Source organism: Streptomyces sp. NPDC007983, from assembly GCF_042958345.1.
GTDB lineage: Bacteria > Actinomycetota > Actinomycetes > Streptomycetales > Streptomycetaceae > Streptomyces.
In genome coordinates this window covers 191898-209536 of record NZ_JBIBJI010000006.1, presented here as the reverse complement: position 1 = coordinate 209536, position 17639 = coordinate 191898, and the positions used below count along the sequence as shown (strand labels likewise).

Genomic DNA, 17639 nt, shown 5'->3' with positions numbered 1-17639 from the left:
CGGCGGTGACCGCGCCGCAGGCGAGCCCTTCGCATTCGGGGCAGCCGTAGAGGACGTACCGTCCGCCGTCGAGCGGCGGCCCGGTCTCCAGCAGGAGCCTGCGGACCTGTTCGGCGAAGACGGTGGGGCCGAGGGCGGAGGCGAGCGGGGAGACGGCGTCGAGGCCGGCGAGGCGCGGCAGGTACCGCCTCTCGCCGGAGCCCCGGGCCGGGACGCGCGGGGCGTCGGCGGGGGTCCGGCGAGAAGGCGTCGTCGCACCGGGTGCGGTGTCGACGGGCCCCGGGTGGCGGTGCCGGAGCGGGCCGGGCTAGCGGGTGTCGCTCGCGCCGACCCGGCCGTCGGCGGTCGAGGCGGCCTCGGCCTCGCCCGTTCCGGCGGCTCCGTCGATGTTCTCGGCGGGGGCGGCCGGGCCGATCCGGATCTCGAAGTCGCCGTCGTACTTCTCGTGTCCGGCGATGACGGCCATCTCGACCGCTTCCTCGCCCTTCTCGCCGCGCACGATCAGCGGGTCGCGGCGCAGGTCCTTCAGCAGGGCCCAGCACAGCCCGACCATCACCAGGGTGAACGGTGCGGCCACCAGGATCGTCAGGTTCTGCAGGCCGGTGAGCGCGTCGTCACCGCCGCCGCCGACGAGCAGCATCACGGCCGCGACGGCGCCCGTGACCACGCCCCAGAAGATGACGACGAAGCGGCTCGGCTCGAAGGAGCCCTTCTGCGAGAGGGTGCCCATGACGATCGAGGCGGCGTCCGCGCCGGAGACGAAGAAGATGCCGACGAGGATCATCACGATGACGCTCATGATGCTCGCCACCGGGTACTGCTCGAGCACGCCGAACAGCTGGCCCTCCGGAGTGGTCTCCTTGCCCAGCTTGCCCGCGGCCTGGAGCTTCATCGACGAACCGCCGAAGATCGCGAACCAGATCAGGCTGACGGTGCTCGGCACCAGGATGACGCCGCCGACGAACTGCCGGATGGTGCGGCCGCGGCTGATCCGCGCGATGAACATGCCGACGAACGGCGTCCAGGAGATCCACCAGGCCCAGTAGAAGACCGTCCAGTCGCTCAGCCAGCTCGCGACCGTCTGTCCGCCGGTCGCCTCGGTGCGGCCCACCAGCTGCGGCAGATCACCGATGTAGCTGCCGATGGAGGTGGGCAGCAGGTCGAGGATGATGATCGTGGGGCCGGCCACGAAGACGAACACGGCCAGGAACAGCGCCAGCACCATGTTGATGTTGGACAGCCACTGGATGCCCTTGGCGACGCCCGAGACGGCGGAGGCGATGAACGCGACCGTGAGGACCGCGATTACGGCGACCAGCAGCCCGGTCCCGACGTTGCTCTTCCAGCCGAGCACCTCGACACCGCTGCCGATCTGCAGCGCGCCGAGCCCGAGGGACGCGGCGGAGCCGAAGAGGGTGGCGAAGATCGCGAGGATGTCGATGACGCGGCCGCCCGCGCCGTTGGCGTGCCTGCTGCCGATCAGCGGGGTGAAGACGGCGCTGATGGTCTGGCGGCGGCCGCGGCGGAAGGTGCTGTACGCGATGGCGAGGCCCACGACCGCGTAGATCGCCCACGGGTGGAGCGTCCAGTGGAACAGCGTCGTCGACATGGCGACCTGCATCTTCTCGGCCGCGGTGCCCGGGTCGGTCCCGGGCGGCGGGGTGACGAAGTGCGCCAGCGGCTCACTCACCCCGTAGAACATCAGGCCGATGCCCATGCCCGCGCTGAACATCATCGCGACCCATGAGACGGTCTTGAACTCGGGGTCCTCGCCTTCCTTCCCGAGCGTGATCTTGCCGTAGCGGCTCATCGCCAGCCACAGCGCGAAGATCACAAAGCCGGTGGCGGCGAGGATGAACGCCCAGCCACCGTTGTGGATCAGTCCGGACAGCATGCTGTCCGAGACGCTCTCGAGAGTGTCGGTGAACAGCGCTCCCCAGATCACGAACGCGAGGGTGAGTCCGGCGGACACCCCGAACACCACGCGGTCGGTCTGGGGAGCCGGAGTCGGGTCGGGACTGCCGGGAAGGTCTGCCGTGACCGGAGGGTCGCTTCTTACGTCCCCCGTGTCCTTCTGTGTCTCCGTCACGCATGAACCTTTCACTGGGTTTAATGGGTCGACGATGCGGCTACCCAGTAGTCGGATACGTATGTCAGGACGACTCCCGTTGTTTCAGCACGTGTTCACGGGCTGACCTGCGGTGAGGTGGTAGTCCGCGCGGCCGTCGAGCAGCAGCGGGACGAGGGCCCGCAGCGGCTGCCGCAGCGGCACGAGGACGTCGTGTCCGGCGCCCGGGAGGGCCCGCGTCCGTATGCCGTGCAGGGCCAGTTCGTCCCGTACGCCGGCGTACTGCTCGGCGTCCAGCCGGTAGCCGCACGGCGGGTCCTGGAGGATGTCGCCCTTCTCGGCCGGGTCGTTGTCGGCGCCGCCGAGGTACACCGGGCCCCGGTCCGCGTAAGCAGAGAGCCGGGCTGCGGTCGTGGCGGCCTCGATCCGCGGGCGCCGCTCCTTCACGAAGCCGAACGCGCCCTTCAACGCGGCGAGTTGGGAGCCCACCCGGCGCTTGTTGTTGACGGCGGGGTCGGCCTTCTCGGCGTCGGTGAGCGGGTCGACACGGGTCTCGACGAGCAGCCCGACGCTGTTCTTGACCCCGGCGGTGTTGCGCAGAATGCGCTCCTGGCCGTCGCCCGCGACCTGTTTGACCGGCTCGCCCGTTTCCGGGTCGGTCCAGATGCCGTAGACGCCGGTGGAGAAGCCCGCGGCCTCGGCGTGCGGGCGCACGTAGGTGTCCGAGAGGGTGCGCGCCTCGCGGTGTACGGGGGCGGCGGTGTTGAGGTTGCGCGGCCACAGGGCCAGCAGGTCCTTCATGTAGTACGGGACGGTGGCCCCGTACTCGTGCAGGTCGTAGACGGTGTCCGGCCGCCAGTCGCGGATGACGCGCGCCATGGCGCGGGACTCGGCGGTGGTGAGCGCGATGTGGTCGCGGTTGATGTCCGTGCCCTGGGAGTTGCCGCGGGTGTCGGCGGCCCGGCCGTCGGGGTTGGCGGTGGGCACGACGAGGACGTTCGTGCGCGACAGGAAGCGGCGGGTTCCCGGGTCCTTGGCGTAGGCGAGGTCGCGGATGGTGGTCAGGCAGGCCTCGCGGCCCGACGGCTCGTCGCCGTGCTGGGAGCAGATGAGCAGCAGGGAGTTGCCGCGGGCGGCCCGGGCGGCGTCGGCGGGCGCCGCGGGGGCGCCGATCCGCACCAGGTTGAGGGGGCGGCCCTGCGCGGTGCTGCCGATGGTGTCGACGGCGACGCGCCCGCTGGCCCGGTCGACGGCCGCGAGGAAGTCCGCCTCCTCGTCCTGGGTCGTCCAGCGGGCGCCCTGGCCGGTCTCGAATCCGGTGCGCGGCGGCGCTCCCGGTTCGGCCCGCGCGGGGGCGGCCAGGAGCGATCCGGTGAGCAGCGCGCCGAGCGCGCCGCAGGTGGCGGCGGTGCGGATGAGGGGTGCGGGTGAGAACACGGTGCGGGCCTCCTGTGGTGAGGGGACGGGTGAGGCGCCCGGGCGCGGGCGCCTCACCGGGGACGTACGTGGCAGGTCAGCGGAGCGGCAGAGGGGCGTCGAGGTGCGGGGTGCGGATGCCGCGGCGCAGGGGTTCGCGGGCGGGCTCGGGCGCGGCGCCGTCGGCCCGCAAGGCGCCGACGAGCGGGAGGCGGGCCGAGGTGCGGCTGAGGTCGAGGGTCAACCGGGGTGTGGTGGTGGGCGGTTCGAGGAGCCCGGCGTCCGTACCGGCGATGATCAGGCCCAGCCGGTGGCCCGCCGGGATCACATGGTCGGTGGCGGCCAGGTCGAGTGTGAGGGTGTACGGCTTGCCGGGGGTCAGCGGGCGGCCCTTGCGGGCGTCGGCCCAGTGGCCGAGGTCGGCCCAGCCGCGGCTGAAGACGGTGGAGTCGACCGTCTCGGTGTCGGCCGCGGTCACCTTGAAGCAGGCGCTGTCGCCCGCCGTGCTGCTGCCCCAGCAGGTGCGGTCGTCGAGGGTGACGATGCCCTCGCCCGCCGCGCCGTAGTCGCGGATGGTGTCGGGTCCGAGGTCGACCAGGACGGCGGAGAGGTGGGCGCTGGTGGTGGAGGGGGTGGCGGTGACCGTCACGGTGCCGGAGCCGGACAGCCGCAGGTCCCGGGTGAGCGGCGGCGTGGTGAAGCCCGCCTTGGCGGGGGTCGGCCGGTCGATGTCGGCGGCCCAGTCGGTCTCGCTCAGCCGGGGGTCGTCGGTGAAGGCCGCGGTGGTGCCGGGCCCGGCCCGTTCGGTGCCGAGGACGCCCACCCCGGCGGTCTCCCCCGCGGCCGGGCGCAGGGTGGTCCGCCGGGTGCCGGACGGGGGCCAGACGCGGTCGGTGGACCACTGGTCGGGGGCGCGTTCGACGTCGGCCATGGGCTCGCGCTCGATGCCGTTGTCGATGCCGAGGAGCTGGTGGTCGAACCAGCGGTGCAGGGTACTGACCCAGGGCCCGCGCCGGAAGTCGAACGGGTCGACGTGCCCGGTCTGCGACAGCCAGATCTTGCGCTCCACGCCCGCGTCGGCGAGCGCGTTCCACCACTGTCCGAGGTGCTTGGTGCGGACGTTGAGGTCCTGCATCCCGTGGACGGCGAAGACGCTGGCGCGCACCTTGCGGGCGTCGGGCACGTAGTCGCGCGCGCTCCACAGGCCGGTCCGGTCGCCGTTGCGCGGGGCGCCGTCGACGAGACGTTTCTGTACGGCGGCGCAGCGCCCGTGGGCGGCGTCGCTCTCGACGGCGTCGGCCAGCCCGTCGGGGCCCGAGCCGAAGAGGGCGGCGCCCTTGGCGAAGTAGTAGTCGTACCAGGAGGAGATGGCGCCGATGGGCACGATGGTCTTCAGGCCCTTGACGCCGGTGGCGGCGACGCCGTTGGCGATGGTGCCGTCGTAACTCTTGCCGATCATGCCGGTGCGGCCGTTGCTCCAGGACGCCGTGACGGGCGTGCCGCCGGTCGCGGCGCTGTATCCGGTGGCGCGGCCGTTCAGCCAGTCGACGACGGCCTTGGCGGACTGGATGTCGGAGCGGCCGCCGATGTCGACGCAGCCGTCGGACCGGTTGGTTCCGGCGAGGTCGACGAGGACGGTGGCATAGCCGCGCGGGACGAAGTAGTTGTCGTAGAAGAGCGGGAACAGGACCGGTTTGCCGTCCGCGTCATAGGTCTTGGTCTGGCTCTCGTTGCCGCGTCCGCAGCAGGAGTAGTACGGACTGGCGTCCATGATCACGGGGATCTTGCGGCCCTGCCGCGCGGGTTCGCGGGGCCGGACGATGTCGACGGCGACCCGGTCGGTCCTGCCGTCGGCGTCGCCGTCGAGCTTCGTGTCCACCCAGACGGATTCGCGGATGGCGTTGTCGTACGAATAGACGGGTCTGCTCTCCCGCACCGGGGCCGCGTGGGCCGGTGAGGTGCCGAGGGGAGACAGCGGTAAGAGGGTGGCGGCCACCAGTGCGGTGACCGCCGGGACGAGGTGCCTGACCCGGTGGATGCGGGGTTTCCGCCTACGTAGCAGCACGGCCGGACCGTAGCGCGAGTGAACTCCCGGGCAGAAGAGGGCGGACGGTCACCCGGGGCCCGTGTGGCGGCTGGATGTCGATTACATGTCAGATAACGGATGGGCGTGAAGTGCGCACGCGGAGTACATAGGGTCGCGAGTGATCGTTCTCCCTTACGAAACGTTCTCCCCTACGAGTTGGAGGACTCGTGCGTCACCACAGACTCATCGTCCCGAGCGCGGCCGCGGCCTGCCTGCTGCTGGCGATCCCGGCTTCGGCGGCCGAACCGGCGCCCGGCGCGCCCGGCATCGGGGACTCCTACTACCCCTCGTACGGCAACGGCGGCTACGACGTCTCCCACTACGACCTGCGGCTGAAGTACCAGCCGAAGACGGACGGCCTGGAGGGCACGGCGACGATCGTCGCCACCGCGAAGCAGGATCTGTCCCGCTTCAACCTCGACTTCGCGCTCGATGTGCGCGAGGTGCTGGTGGGCGGGAAGAAGGCGGCGTTCACCAAGACCGGCGACCATGAGCTGGAGGTCACCCCGGCCGCGGCGCTGGGCTCCGGCCGTCCCTTCACCGTCGTGGTGCGCTACAGCGGTACGCCGTCGAAGGTGGAGGCGGGCGGGTTCACCAGCTGGCAGCGGACGCCGGACGGCGGGGTCGCGGCCAATGAGCCGGAGTCGGCGTGGTGGTGGTTCCCGAGCAACGACCACCCGCTGGACAAGGCCACGTACGACGTCTCGGTCGCGGTGCCGGACGGTACGCAGGCCATCAGCAACGGCGTCCTGACGTCGAGCACGTCGCAGCTGGGCTGGACCCGCTACAACTGGCGCTCCAGCAAGCCCCAGGCCACCTATCTGGCCACGCTCGCGGTCGGCACGTTCGACATCACGACGGACACCACCGCGAACGGGCTGCCCGTCGTCAACGCCTACAGCAAGGACCTCGGCGACAACGCGGGCGCGGCGCGGGCCAGCGTCGAGCGGACGGCCGAGGTCGCCGACTGGGAGTCCACGGTCTTCGGCCCGTATCCCTTCGATGCGCTGGGCGGCTATGTGCCGAACGTGTCCGCCGGGTTCGCCCTGGAGACCCAGACCCGGCCGTTCTACGGCCCGAAGAAGTTCGCCAAGGGCTCGAACGTGTCCGTCGTCGTGCACGAGCTGGCGCACCAGTGGTTCGGCGACAGCGTCTCGCTGAAGGACTGGCGCGACATCTGGATCAACGAGGGCTTCGCGAGCTACGCGCAGTGGCTGTGGTCGGAGAAGGAGGGCGAGGGCACGGCGCAGGAGCTGGCGGACTACACGTACGCCTCCTACCCGGCCGACGACCCGTTCTGGAAGGTCGAGCCGGGCGACCCGGGGGCGGCGAACCAGTTCCACGAGGCGGTGTACGACCGGGGCGCGCTGACGCTGCAGGCGCTGCGCAACCGCGTCGGCGACAAGGCCTTCTTCGCGATCCTGAAGGGGTGGACGACGGAGCACCGGTACGGCAACGCCTCGGTGAAGGACTTCGTGGCCTACGCCGAGAAGGTGTCCGGTGAGCCGCTGGCCGCGTTCTTCGACACCTGGCTGTTCACCCCGTCCAAGCCGGCGGCGACGCGGGCGAAGGCGGCGCGGCTGAGCCCGGCGGGGGCGCCGGTGCGGCCGAAGTCCTGGCAGAAGATCCAGGCGGCGCACTCCGAGAAGTGAGATGACACCCCCGTCCGGTGCCCGCGCACCGGACGGGGGCGTTCGCGGTCAGTCCGCCGTGAGCGGGCGGAGCGTGAGGGTGTAGTCGTACGCCTTGTCTGCCTTGACCCGGTACTGGTCGCGCACCGGGTTGGGGGTGTCGCCGACACCGGTGACGGCGTGGTCGGCGTGCAGGGTGTTCCAGCCGTCGTTGCGCTTGAGGAAGTGGGGGTAGGAGGCGCGGTCGAGGTCGTCGTACGCGCTCGCGCCCACCTCCAGGTCGCCCGACACCAGCAGGCCGCCGCCGCTGCCGTCGGTGAGCGAGGCCCAGCGCACATCGTCGTGGTTGCCGTGGTCCTGCGGCTTCAGGTACTCGACGTACTGGTCCTCGACGGAGGAGGACCAGACGCCCATGGGCGTGCCGTCCTTGCGGTCGTTGAAGTTCTCGACCGGACCGCGGCCGTACCACCGGAACGTGCCGTACCGCTCGGGCACCTTGAGCTTCATGCCCACCCGCGGCAGATACGACAGCTTGCTCGCCTCGTCGCGCGCCTGGACCTGGTGGCGGATGCCGATCTCACCGGAGCCGTCGACGCGGTACGTCATGGTCTGGTCGAAGGACGCGTTGGTCGCCTCGGGCGGGGTGACGCTGGTGGTGAAGGCGACGGAGACCGTGCCGTCGTCGCCCGGGGTCACCTCCGTGCCCTTGACGGTGGCGCGCAGCCGGTCGAGGCCGAGGGAACGCCACTGCTTGCCCTCGGCAGTGCCCCATTCGGAGCGCTCGTTGCTGATCGGGGCGCGCCAGACGTCGAGTTCGGGGCCGGAGGTGAGGAGTTCGCGGCCGCCCGCGCGCATCGAGGTGAGCGTGCCCTTCTTCTTGTCGAAGGTGTAGCGGAAGCCGGGGCCGGTGACCTCGACGCTGTCGCCCTTGGTGGTGCTCCTGACCGGGGCCTTGGCCTCGCTCGCACGGGTCGGCTCCGGCTCGGGGACCTTGTCGCCGCCGACCGCGAACTGCCCGAAGGAGACCACGTGTCCGGCCTTCGCCCAGTCGGTGTCGTGGGCGGTGACCGCCTGGACGGTGAGGTAGCGCTCGTAGCCGCCGGGGTTCGCGGGCGGGGCGGGCAGTTGGACCTCTTCCCTCGCGTCCGGTCCGACGTCCAGGGCCCGGGTGCCGCTCGCGACGGTCTTCGCGCCCTCGGTCACCTTCCAGCGCAAGCGCAGGTCGGAGGTGCCGGTGAAGACGCGCTCGTTGGTGACCTCGACCTTGCCGGTGCGGGCGTCGGCGTCGGTGATCCGGACGGGCGCCTGCACCCAGGCGAGCTGGGCGGTCTCCGGCTCCGGCGTGCGGTCGGCGGTGACCAGGCCGTCGACCCCGGATTCGTAGAGGCCGTAGGAGAGGTAGTCGCCCTTGCGCTGGAAGGTGTCGAAGTCCAGGGCGATCAGGGCGTCCCGCTTCGGGTCGTCACCGGCGGCGAGCCGGGCCGCGCCGAGCGCCGTGTCGTAGACGCGGACCTCGTCGATGGTGCCCTTGGCGGTGCGTCCGGGGTAGCCGTCCTCCATGGTGTCGGCGTTGCGGCCGACGCCGAGGTCGTAGCCGGTGTAGTCGATACGGCCACTCCAGGCGGTCTCGGCGAGCTGCTTGCCGTCGACGTACAGGCGCAAGTGCCTGCCGTCGTAGGCGCCGGTGACGCGGTGCCAGGCGCCGGTCCAGCCCTCCGGTACGTCCGCGGTCACCGTGCGGGGCTTGCCCTCGCTGGTGATCGTGAACTCCAGGGTGTCGGCGTCCTTCATCCGCAGCACGTACTGGTCGCCCTTGCTGACCATGGTGAAGTCGCCGGTGAACGGCTCGGCGGGCTTGACCTGGGCGTCGAGGGTGACCGCCTTGCCGGTCAGGTCCAGCTTCGGATCGCGGTAGGTCTCCACGAAGTCGTCCAGACCGGACAGGTACAGCGCCTTGCCGCTGTGGCCGTCCACGGCCTTCGGCTTGCCGGAGAGGCTCGCGGCGATGCGGTTGCCGGAGGAGTCGGGGGTGGTGATCAGGGGGCGCTTGATGTTCTGCTCCGCCCAGTCCCAGATGAAGCCGCCCTGGGCCCTGGGGTATTTCCGCATGACCTCCCAGAACTCCCGGAAGTTGCCGAGGCTGTTGCCCATCGCGTGCGCGTATTCGCCCATCACGATCGGCTTGGTGAAGGTCTTGGCCTTCTCCTCCAGCTTGGCGGGCGTGGCGTAGCGGGGACCCGCGATGTCGGCGAAGGGGGCGTCGCCGTCGGGCCGGTTGGGCTGGTGGTACAGCGGCCGGGTCGGCTCGTTCTTCTTCGTCCACTCGGCCATGGCGTAGTGCGCCTTGCCCAGCCCGGCCTCGTTGCCGGTGTCCCACATGATGACGCTGGGGTGGTTCTTGTCCCGCTCGACCATGCCCTGGTGCCGCTCCAGGAAGGCCTTCTGCCACTCGGGCTTCTCGGCGAGGCACTGGTCCGGGCAGTCCTCGAAGCTGTGGGTCTCGACCTCCATCTCGTCGTCGATGAGGATGCCCTCACGGTCGGCGAGTTCGTAGAGGTAGGGGTCCGAGGGGTAGTGGGAGGTGCGGATCGCGTTGACGTTCAGCCGCTTCATCAGCCGCACGTCCTGCTCCATGCGCTCCCGGGTGGCGTGCCGGCCGGTGGTGGGGTCGGTCTCGGCGCGGTTGACGCCGCGTATGAGGACGCGCTTGCCGTTGAGCTTGAGCTGCTGGTCCTTGACCTCGACCTCGCGGAAGCCGACGCGCTGCCGGACGGTCTGGGTCACCTTGCCGTCGGCGTCGCGCAGCGTGAGCTCGAGCTGGTACAGGTTCGGCGTCTCGTCCGACCACTTGGCGGGGTTCTTCACCTGCGCCGTCAGCTCGGCCTTGCCGTCCGTCTCCTCGGCGGACAGCCGCCGCACCTCGCGGCCGCGCGGGTCGTACAGCACGCCAGTGACCCGCTGTTGGCCCTTCTCACCGCCCTCGGCGCGCGCGATGTCGACCTCGGCGCGCAGGGTGGCGTCCCGGTAGTCGGCGTCGAGGTCGGTGGTGACGTACGCGTCCTCCATCCGGGTCTTGGGGGTGGAGTACAGCGACACGGAGCGGAAGATGCCCGCGAAGCGCCACTGGTCGTAGTCCTCCAGGTACGAGCCGGCGCTCCAGCGGTGCAGCTGGACGGCGACGCGGTTGTGGCCGGGCCGCAGATAGTCGGTCACGTCGAACTCGGCGGGGACGTAGCCGCCCTGGTCGTAGCCGACGTAGGCGCCGTTGACCCAGACGAACGCGCCGGAGGTCATGCCGTCGAAGCGGAGCACTTGGCGCCGCCCGTCCCAGCTCCTGGGCACCTGGACGTCCTTGAGGTACGCCCCGGTGGGGTTGACGTCGTGGGGGACCTTCGGGGGGTTCTCGGGCACCATCTCGCCGTCGATGTTGCGGAAGATGGGGTGGTCGAGGTCGTCGGTCTGCCAGGTGTGCGGGACCTTCACGCGCTGGAAGGCGGAGGCATCGTAGTCCTCCTTCCAGAAGCCCTTCGGCGCGTCCTCGGGCTTGTCGGCGAGGGCGAACCGCCAGCTGCCGTCGAGGCTGCGCTGCCACTTCTCCGCGTCCGGGCCGGTGGGCTCGAGCCGGGTGTGCGGGGGCTCCTGGCCCTCGCCCGTCCGCTCCGGATCCTCGAGGTAACTGTGCACGTCGGCGGGGAACTTGCCCGCGTCCGGCGCTCTTCCGGCGGCGCTGTCCGCCGTGGTGAGGGCGGCTCCGAGGGCGGTGGCCATGGCCGCCGCCACCGCGATCAGTCGTGTGCCGTACCTGCCGCGTACCGTGCCCAATCCGACCTCACCTCACATATTCGCAAGAAAACGAACACAGCTGAACAGCGATGCACGCTATTGGCCGGGTAAAGAGAGCGTCAACGGTGCGGACGGATCTCTGTGCGATCAGATAAGGCCGGAAGGTTTCACAGTGATGATGAGACAGCAATACTGATGAACCCGATCGGGCAGCACACGGGAGAGCGAGGCGCGCCGATGACCACCCCTGACAACGAGGGGCCGACCAGCGAGGGGCCGACCAGCGAGGCACCGACCCTCACCGTCGACGAGCTGGCGGCCCGGGCCGGGGTGACCGTCCGCACGGTCCGCTTCTACGGCACCCGCGGCCTGCTTCCGCCGCCCGCCATCGGCCCGCGCCGGGTCGGCCACTACGGGCCCGGGCACCTGTCGCGGCTCGCCCTCATCGAGGAGTTGCAGCACCACGGCATGACCCTGTCCGCCATCGAGCGCTATCTGCGGCAGCTCCCGGCGGACCTGAGCGCGGACGACCTCGCCATCCACCGCGCCCTCGTCGCCTCGTGGGCCCCCGAGGCGCCCGAGGAGGCGACCCGCGAGCAACTGGCCCGGCGGGCCGGGCGCGAGCTGTCGGACGAGGACGTCGACCGGCTGGCCGCGCTCCACGCGCTGGAGCGCACGGACCGGCCGGACGTGTTCCGCGTCGACCCCGGAGTGCTGCACCTGGGGCTGCGGCTGCTGGACGTTCCGATCGACCTGGAGACGATATTGGCGGCCCATACGGTCGTCCTGGAGCACAGCCGCTCCGTGGCCCGCGAGCTGGGACGGCTCTTCCGCGACGAGGTGTGGGGCCCGGAGCGGGAGCCGGAGTCCGGCGGCGGGGCGGAGCGGGTGGCGGCGAAGAAGTCGCTGTCGGCGGACATGCAGCCGCTGGTGGTGCAGGCGCTGGTGATCGCGTTTCAGCGGTCGATGAAGCAGGAGCTGCGGGCCTGGTACGGGACGGACGACGCCGGCTGAGCGCGCCCGTCCCGTGGCGCTCTCAGGCCCCCACGAGGGCGGCGGCCAGCTCGGCGGGGCGGGCGGCGAACGGCGAATGGCTGCCCGGGAGCGTCCGCACGGCGAAGGGGTGGTCCGGCATCGCCTCGTCGGCCTCCGCGATCATCAGGTCCTGCACCGCGGGTGTGAGGGCCCGGTCCTCGGCGCACCGGACGAAGGTGCGGGGGATACTGCCCCACCGCTCCCGGGTGAGGGTGACCGGCGTGGTCGGAATCGCGAACGGCATATCGGGGCTCAGGGCGTGACGCCAGCGGGCGAAAGACCCGGCAGGCACGTCCTGGTAGTACGCCAGCCGCAGCTCCTCCGCGTACTCCGGATCGGCGGACAACGGATTGATCCGGAACGCGCCGATGGCCTCCGGGTCGCCCACCATCAGCCCTTGGCCGCGGGTGGTCGCGGCCTGCTCCGGGGAGGCCATGTAGTCGCTGAAGCGCGGGCGCCCGGCGGGCACCACGGACGACAGATAGACCAGCTCGTCGACGAGTTCGGGAGCCCGCTCCGCGGCCAGGGAGGCGGAGACACCACCGGCGCTGTGCGAGACGAGGACCACTCTGCGGTGCCCGCGCACCGCGCGCAGCGCCGAGACGACGGCCCCGGCGCACTCCTCCAGGGTCAGCCCGGCCAGCGCCGACTTCTCGGTCGCGAAGTCCGGCTGGCCGGGGTCGTGATAGCCCGAGGGCAGCGGCGCGTCGAAGCCGTGCCCCGGCAGATCGACGGCGAGGCTCGCCGCGCCGAGCCCGGCCAGGGCGCGCTGGGTGGCCGCCCACTGCCAGGAGGAGTGCCAGGCGCCGTGGACCAGGACGTAGAGGGTTCCGGGTTGATCATTGTTCATGGGGCCAGTCCACCCGCTCGGCGCGGTGTCATCCACCGTCATATCTCGCCATTGTTGCGTCGATATCCGCCAGATATCGGCGCAACGATGGCGGGCCGAGCAGCTAGTCCGTGAAGCGTTCGCCGCGTTCGGCCTTCTCCAGCAGCAGCGGCGACGGCGCGAACCGCTCCCCGTACGCCGCCTGGAGTTCCCGGGCGCGGGCCACGAAGCCCGCCACGCCGCCCTCGTAGCCGTTGATGTACTGGAGCACCCCGCCCGTCCAGCCGGGGAAGCCGATGCCCAGGATCGAGCCGATGTTGGCGTCGGCGACGGACGTCAGCACGCCCTCCTCCAGCAGCCGCACCGTATCGAGGGCCTCGCTGAAGAGCATGCGCTCCTTCATGTCCTCGAAGGGGATCTGGGTGCCAGTGTCACCGAAGTGCTCGCGCAGCCCCGGCCACAGCCCCAGGCGCTTGCCGGTGGCCGCGTCGTACTCGTAGAAGCCCGCTCCCCCGCTGCGCCCCGGGCGCCCGAACTCCTCCACCATGCGGTCGATGACCGCGTCCGCCGGGTGCGGCTGCCACTCGCCGCCCGCCTCCAGCGTCGCGCGCCGCGTCTCCTCGCGGATCTTGCGCGGGAGAGTCAGGGTGAGTTCGTCCATCAGGGAGAGCACCTTGGCGGGGTAGCCCGCCTGAGCGGCGGCCTGTTCGACCGACGCCGGGTCGATGCCCTCGCCGACCATCGCCACGCCCTCGTTCATGAAGTGGCCGATGACGCGGGAGGTGAAGAAGCCGCGGGAGTCGCTGACGACGATCGGCGTCTTGCTGATCTGCCGCACCAGGTCGAAGGCGCGGGCCAGCGCCTCTTCCCCGGTGCGCTCGCCCTTGATGATCTCGACCAGCGGCATCTTGTCGACGGGCGAGAAGAAGTGCAGCCCGATGAAGTCATCGGCGCGCTCCACCCCCTCCGCCAGCAACGTGATCGGCAGGGTGGAGGTGTTGGAGCACAGCAGGGCGTCCAGCGCGACGACGGGCTCGATCTCCTGGAACACCTTGTGCTTGAGCGCCGGGTCCTCGAAGACCGCCTCGATGACGGCGTCACAGCCGGCGAGGTCGCGCGGGTCGGCGGTCGGGGTGATGAGCGCCAGCAGCGCGTCGCGCCGGGCCTCGGTCGTACGGCCCTTGGCGACGGCCTTGGCCAGCAGCCCCTCCGCGTACGCCTTGCCCTTGGCCGCCGCCTCCTCGGAGACGTCCTTCAGCACGACCTCGATGCCCGCCTTGGCGCACGTGTACGCGATGCCCGCGCCCATCATCCCGGCGCCCAGCACCGCGACCTTGCGGACCTTGCGCGGCTCGATCCCCTGCGGCCGGTTGGCACCGGAGTTGACCGCCTGGAGGTCGAAGAAGAACGCCTGGATCATGTTCTTGGCGGTCTGGCCCACGACCAGTTCGGTGAAGTACCGGGCCTCGATGGTCTGCGCCGTCTCGAAGTCGACCTGCGCGCCCTCGACGGCGGCGGCGAGGATGTTGCGCGGCGCCGGGTAGGGGGCGCCGTTCAGCTGCTTGCGGAGATTGGCCGGGAAGGCGGGGAGGTTGACGGCGAACTTCGGGTCCGCCGGGGTCCCGCCGGGGATGCGGTACCCCTTCTCGTCCCAGGGCTGCCGCGACTCGGGGTGGGCGTCGATGAAGGCGCGTGCCCGGGCCAGCAGCTCGTCCGGCGTGTCCACGACCTCGTGCACCAGCCCCGCCTCCAGCGCCCGGCGCGGGGCGTACCGGGTGCCCTGGAGCAGCACCTTGAGCAGCGCGTCGGCGACGCCGAGCAGCCGCACCGAGCGGACGACGCCGCCGCTGCCCGGCAGCAGGCCGAGCGTGACCTCGGGAAAGCCGATCCGGGAGGCGGGGGTGTCGAGCGCGACCCGGTGGTGGCAGGCGAGCGCGATCTCGAAACCACCGCCGAGCGCCGCGCCGTTGATGGCGGCGACGACGGGCTTGCCGAGGGTTTCGATACGGCGCAGCCCGCGCTTGATGCGCAGGTTCGTCTCGAACGCCTGCTGGGCCTGGTCGGGCCCCAGCGTGATCATGTCCTTGAGGTCGCCGCCCGCGAAGAACGTCTTCTTGGCGGAGGTGACGATGACGCCGCGGATCGACTCGTGCTCCGCCTCCAGCCGGTCGGCGATCGCGTCGAGGGAGGCGATGAAGGCGGCGTTCATGGTGTTGGCGGACTGACCGGGGTCGTCGAGGACGAGGGTGACGACGCCGTCGTCGCCCTGCTCCCAGCGGATGGTCGAGGCGGTGGCGGAATTGCTCATCTCACGGTCTCCAGGGGTGTGGCGGGAAGGGGTGGCGTGACGGCGGGCCGGGCCTACAGCCGCTCGACCACCGTCGCGATGCCCATGCCGCCCCCCACGCACAGGGTCGCCAGCCCGTACCGCTCGCCGCGCCGCTCCAGCTCGTCCACCAGCGTGCCGAGGATCATCGCCCCGGTGGCTCCCAGCGGGTGGCCCATGGCGATCGCGCCGCCGTTGACGTTGATCTTGTCCAGGCCGAGCCCCATGTCGTCGGCGAAGCGCAGCACGACCGCCGCGAACGCCTCGTTGATCTCGACCAGGTCGATGTCGTCGATGGTCAGCCCGGCCTTGGCCAGGGCCTTGCGGGAGGCGGGGGCCGGGCCGGTGAGCATGATGGTCGGGTCGGCGCCGGAGACGGCGGCGGAGACGATGCGGGCGCGGGGCGTGAGCCCGTAGCGCTCGCCGGTCTCGCGGTTGCCGATGGCGACGAGGGCCGCGCCGTCCACGATGCCGGAGGAGTTGCCCGCGTGGTGGACGTGGTCGATGGCCTCCACCCAGTGGTACTTCTGCAGGGCCACCGCGTCGAAGCCGCCCGCCTCGCCGATCGCGGCGAACGACGGCTTGAGCCCGGCCAGGGTCTCGGCGGTGGTGCCGGGGCGGATGTGCTCGTCGCGGTCGAGGACGGTCAGCCCGGCGCGGTCGCGGACCGGGACCACGGAGCGGTCGAAGCGCCCCTCCTTCCAGGCCAGGGCCGCCCGCTCCTGCGACAGCGCGGCGAAGGTGTCCACGTCGTGGCGGGTGAAGCCGCCGAGGGTGGCGATGAGGTCGGCGCCGATGCCCTGGGGGACGAAGCCGGTCTCGTAGTTGGTCATCGGGTCGGCGAACCACGCGCCGCCGTCGGAGCCCATCTTCACGCGCGACATCGACTCGACGCCGCCCGCCAGCACCAGGTCCTCCCACCCCGAACGGACTTTGGCCGCCGCCATGTTGACCGCCTCCAGGCCCGAGGCGCAGAAGCGGTTCTCCTGGACGCCCGCCACGGTGACCGGGAGCCCCGCCGCGATGGCCGCGACCTTGGCGATGTCGGAACCCTGGTCGCCGAGCGGGCTGACGACGCCGAGCACCACGTCGTCGATCGCGGCCGGGTCCAGCTCGGGGAAACGCCGCCGGATCTCGTGGATGAGGCCCACGACGAGGTCGACGGGCTTGGTGCCGTGCAGGGCGCCGTCGGCCTTGCCGCGTCCGCGCGGAGTGCGGATGGCGTCGTACACGTACGCTTCGGTGCTCACGTCTGCTGCCTTTCGGGGGTGGGCGGATCAGGAGGCCGGGTCGGTGGGCGTCGTCGGCAGCACATCGGGTACGCCCCAGTCGCGGGCCACCTCGGCGGCGTGCGCGCCGGGCCGGGCGGGGCCGCCGCTCACCCTGCCGGGGGTCACGGAGAAGCGCGGGGCGGGCGCGGGCTGGGTGATGCCCGCCTCCTCGACGAAGGTGTCGCGGGCGGCGAGCTGCGGATGGCGGGGGGCCTCGCGCAGGGACAGGACGGGCGAGACACAGGCGTCCGACCCGGCGAAGACCTCCGTCCACTCCTCGCGGGTGCGCTCCTTGAAGCGGTCGGCGATGACGGTGCGCAACTGGTCCCAGCTGTCGATGTCGCCGCGGGCGGGCGCCTGGTCGGCGATGCCCAGCAGGTCGGTGAACTCGGCGTAGAAGGCGGGTTCCAGCGCGCCGACCGCCATGTAGCCGCCGTCGGCGGTCTCGTACGTGCCGTAGAAGGGGCTGCCGCCGTCGAGGAGGTTGCTGCCGCGCCGGTCCCGCCAGCCGCCGGCCGCCATCATGCCGTGCAGGACGGCGGTCAGATGCGCGGTGCCGTCCACGATCGCCGCGTCCACCACCTGCCCGGTGCCGCCGGAGCGGGCGTGCTGGAGGGCGGCGAGGACGCCGATGACGAGGTAGAGCGAGCCGCCCGCGTAGTCGCCGAGCAGGTTCGCGGGCGCCACCGGCGGGCCGTCGGCCTCCCCGGTCATGCCGAGCGCGCCGGTGATGGCGATGTAGCCGATGTCGTGCCCGGCCGTTCCGGCGAGCGGGCCGTCCTGTCCCCAGCCGGTCATCCGGCCGTAGACGAGCCGGGGGTTGCGGTCGAGGCAGGTGTCCGGGCCGAGGCCCAGCCGCTCGGCGACGCCGGGGCGGTAGCCCTCGATGAGGATGTCGGCCCGCTCCACGAGGCCGAGCGCGGCGTCCCGGCCGCGCTCGGACTTCAGGTCGAGCAGGACGGAGCGCTTGTTGCGGTTGGCGAGGTCGTACGCCGGGTCGATCTTCAGGCCCCCGGGGCGGCCGGGCCGGTCGACCCGTACGACATCGGCGCCCAGGTCGCCGAGCAGCATGGCCGCGAACGGCCCCGGGCCGATCCCGGCCAGCTCCACCACCCGCACCCCGGCCAGTGGCCCGTGCCCCGTCGCTCCGCCCACGTCTGCTGCCGCCGCCATCCGGGTCCGTCCTCAGCCTCT

10 protein-coding genes are annotated in these 17639 nt (G+C 71.6%); 2 read left to right on the top strand and 8 right to left on the bottom strand.

All coding sequences use genetic code 11. The features are described 5' to 3' along the window. Nucleotides 1-307 precede the first annotated feature (307 nt). The 3 genes from ACFZCY_RS20715 to ACFZCY_RS20705 form a co-directional block, all read right to left on the bottom strand. Nucleotides 308-2089, bottom strand: coding sequence for a BCCT family transporter (locus tag ACFZCY_RS20715; protein WP_391174950.1), 1782 nt, complete (start codon nt 2087-2089; stop codon nt 308-310). 84 nt (nt 2090-2173) lie between these two features. Continuing rightward, nucleotides 2174-3505, bottom strand: a complete 1332-nt coding sequence (locus tag ACFZCY_RS20710; protein ID WP_391174947.1) for a M14 family zinc carboxypeptidase — start codon at nt 3503-3505, stop codon at nt 2174-2176. Nucleotides 3506-3581: 76 nt separating this feature from the next. Then, nucleotides 3582-5549, bottom strand: a complete 1968-nt coding sequence (locus tag ACFZCY_RS20705) for a Xaa-Pro dipeptidyl-peptidase (RefSeq protein ID WP_391174945.1) — start codon at nt 5547-5549, stop codon at nt 3582-3584. A 188-nt stretch (nt 5550-5737) separates the two neighbouring features. On the opposite strand from ACFZCY_RS20705, the gene ACFZCY_RS20700 reads away from it, so the two are divergent. Then, on the top strand, nt 5738-7222 hold the full coding sequence (locus ACFZCY_RS20700; protein WP_391174942.1) for a M1 family aminopeptidase: 1485 nt from the start codon (nt 5738-5740) through the stop codon (nt 7220-7222). Nucleotides 7223-7270: 48 nt separating this feature from the next. On the opposite strand, the gene ACFZCY_RS20695 is transcribed toward ACFZCY_RS20700, so the two are convergent. Beyond that, nucleotides 7271-11023, bottom strand: a complete 3753-nt coding sequence (locus ACFZCY_RS20695; RefSeq protein ID WP_391174939.1) for a glycoside hydrolase family 2 TIM barrel-domain containing protein — start codon at nt 11021-11023, stop codon at nt 7271-7273. A gap of 198 nt (nt 11024-11221) precedes the next feature. Here ACFZCY_RS20695 and ACFZCY_RS20690 point away from each other — a divergent pair, with 198 nt between their 5' ends. After that, nucleotides 11222-11998, top strand: a complete 777-nt coding sequence (locus ACFZCY_RS20690) for a MerR family transcriptional regulator (protein WP_391174936.1) — start codon at nt 11222-11224, stop codon at nt 11996-11998. A gap of 22 nt (nt 11999-12020) precedes the next feature. On the opposite strand, the gene ACFZCY_RS20685 is transcribed toward ACFZCY_RS20690, so the two are convergent. The 4 genes from ACFZCY_RS20685 to ACFZCY_RS20670 all read right to left on the bottom strand — a co-directional run bounded on the left by ACFZCY_RS20685 (nt 12021) and on the right by ACFZCY_RS20670 (nt 17618). Beyond that, nucleotides 12021-12869, bottom strand: coding sequence for an alpha/beta fold hydrolase (locus ACFZCY_RS20685; RefSeq protein WP_391174932.1), 849 nt, complete (start codon nt 12867-12869; stop codon nt 12021-12023). A 103-nt stretch (nt 12870-12972) separates the two neighbouring features. After that, nucleotides 12973-15156: a 3-hydroxyacyl-CoA dehydrogenase NAD-binding domain-containing protein gene (locus ACFZCY_RS20680; RefSeq protein ID WP_391174929.1), complete on the bottom strand. Its 2184-nt coding sequence runs from the start codon at nt 15154-15156 to the stop codon at nt 12973-12975. Nucleotides 15157-15209: 53 nt separating this feature from the next. Continuing rightward, entirely contained in the window at nt 15210-16424 is a 1215-nt protein-coding gene (locus ACFZCY_RS20675) for an acetyl-CoA C-acetyltransferase (protein ID WP_391174927.1), read from the bottom strand. 27 nt (nt 16425-16451) lie between these two features. Beyond that, a complete protein-coding gene (locus tag ACFZCY_RS20670; RefSeq protein WP_391174924.1) occupies nt 16452-17618 on the bottom strand; it encodes a CoA transferase in 1167 nt (388 codons plus the stop codon). Nucleotides 17619-17639 lie beyond the last annotated feature (21 nt).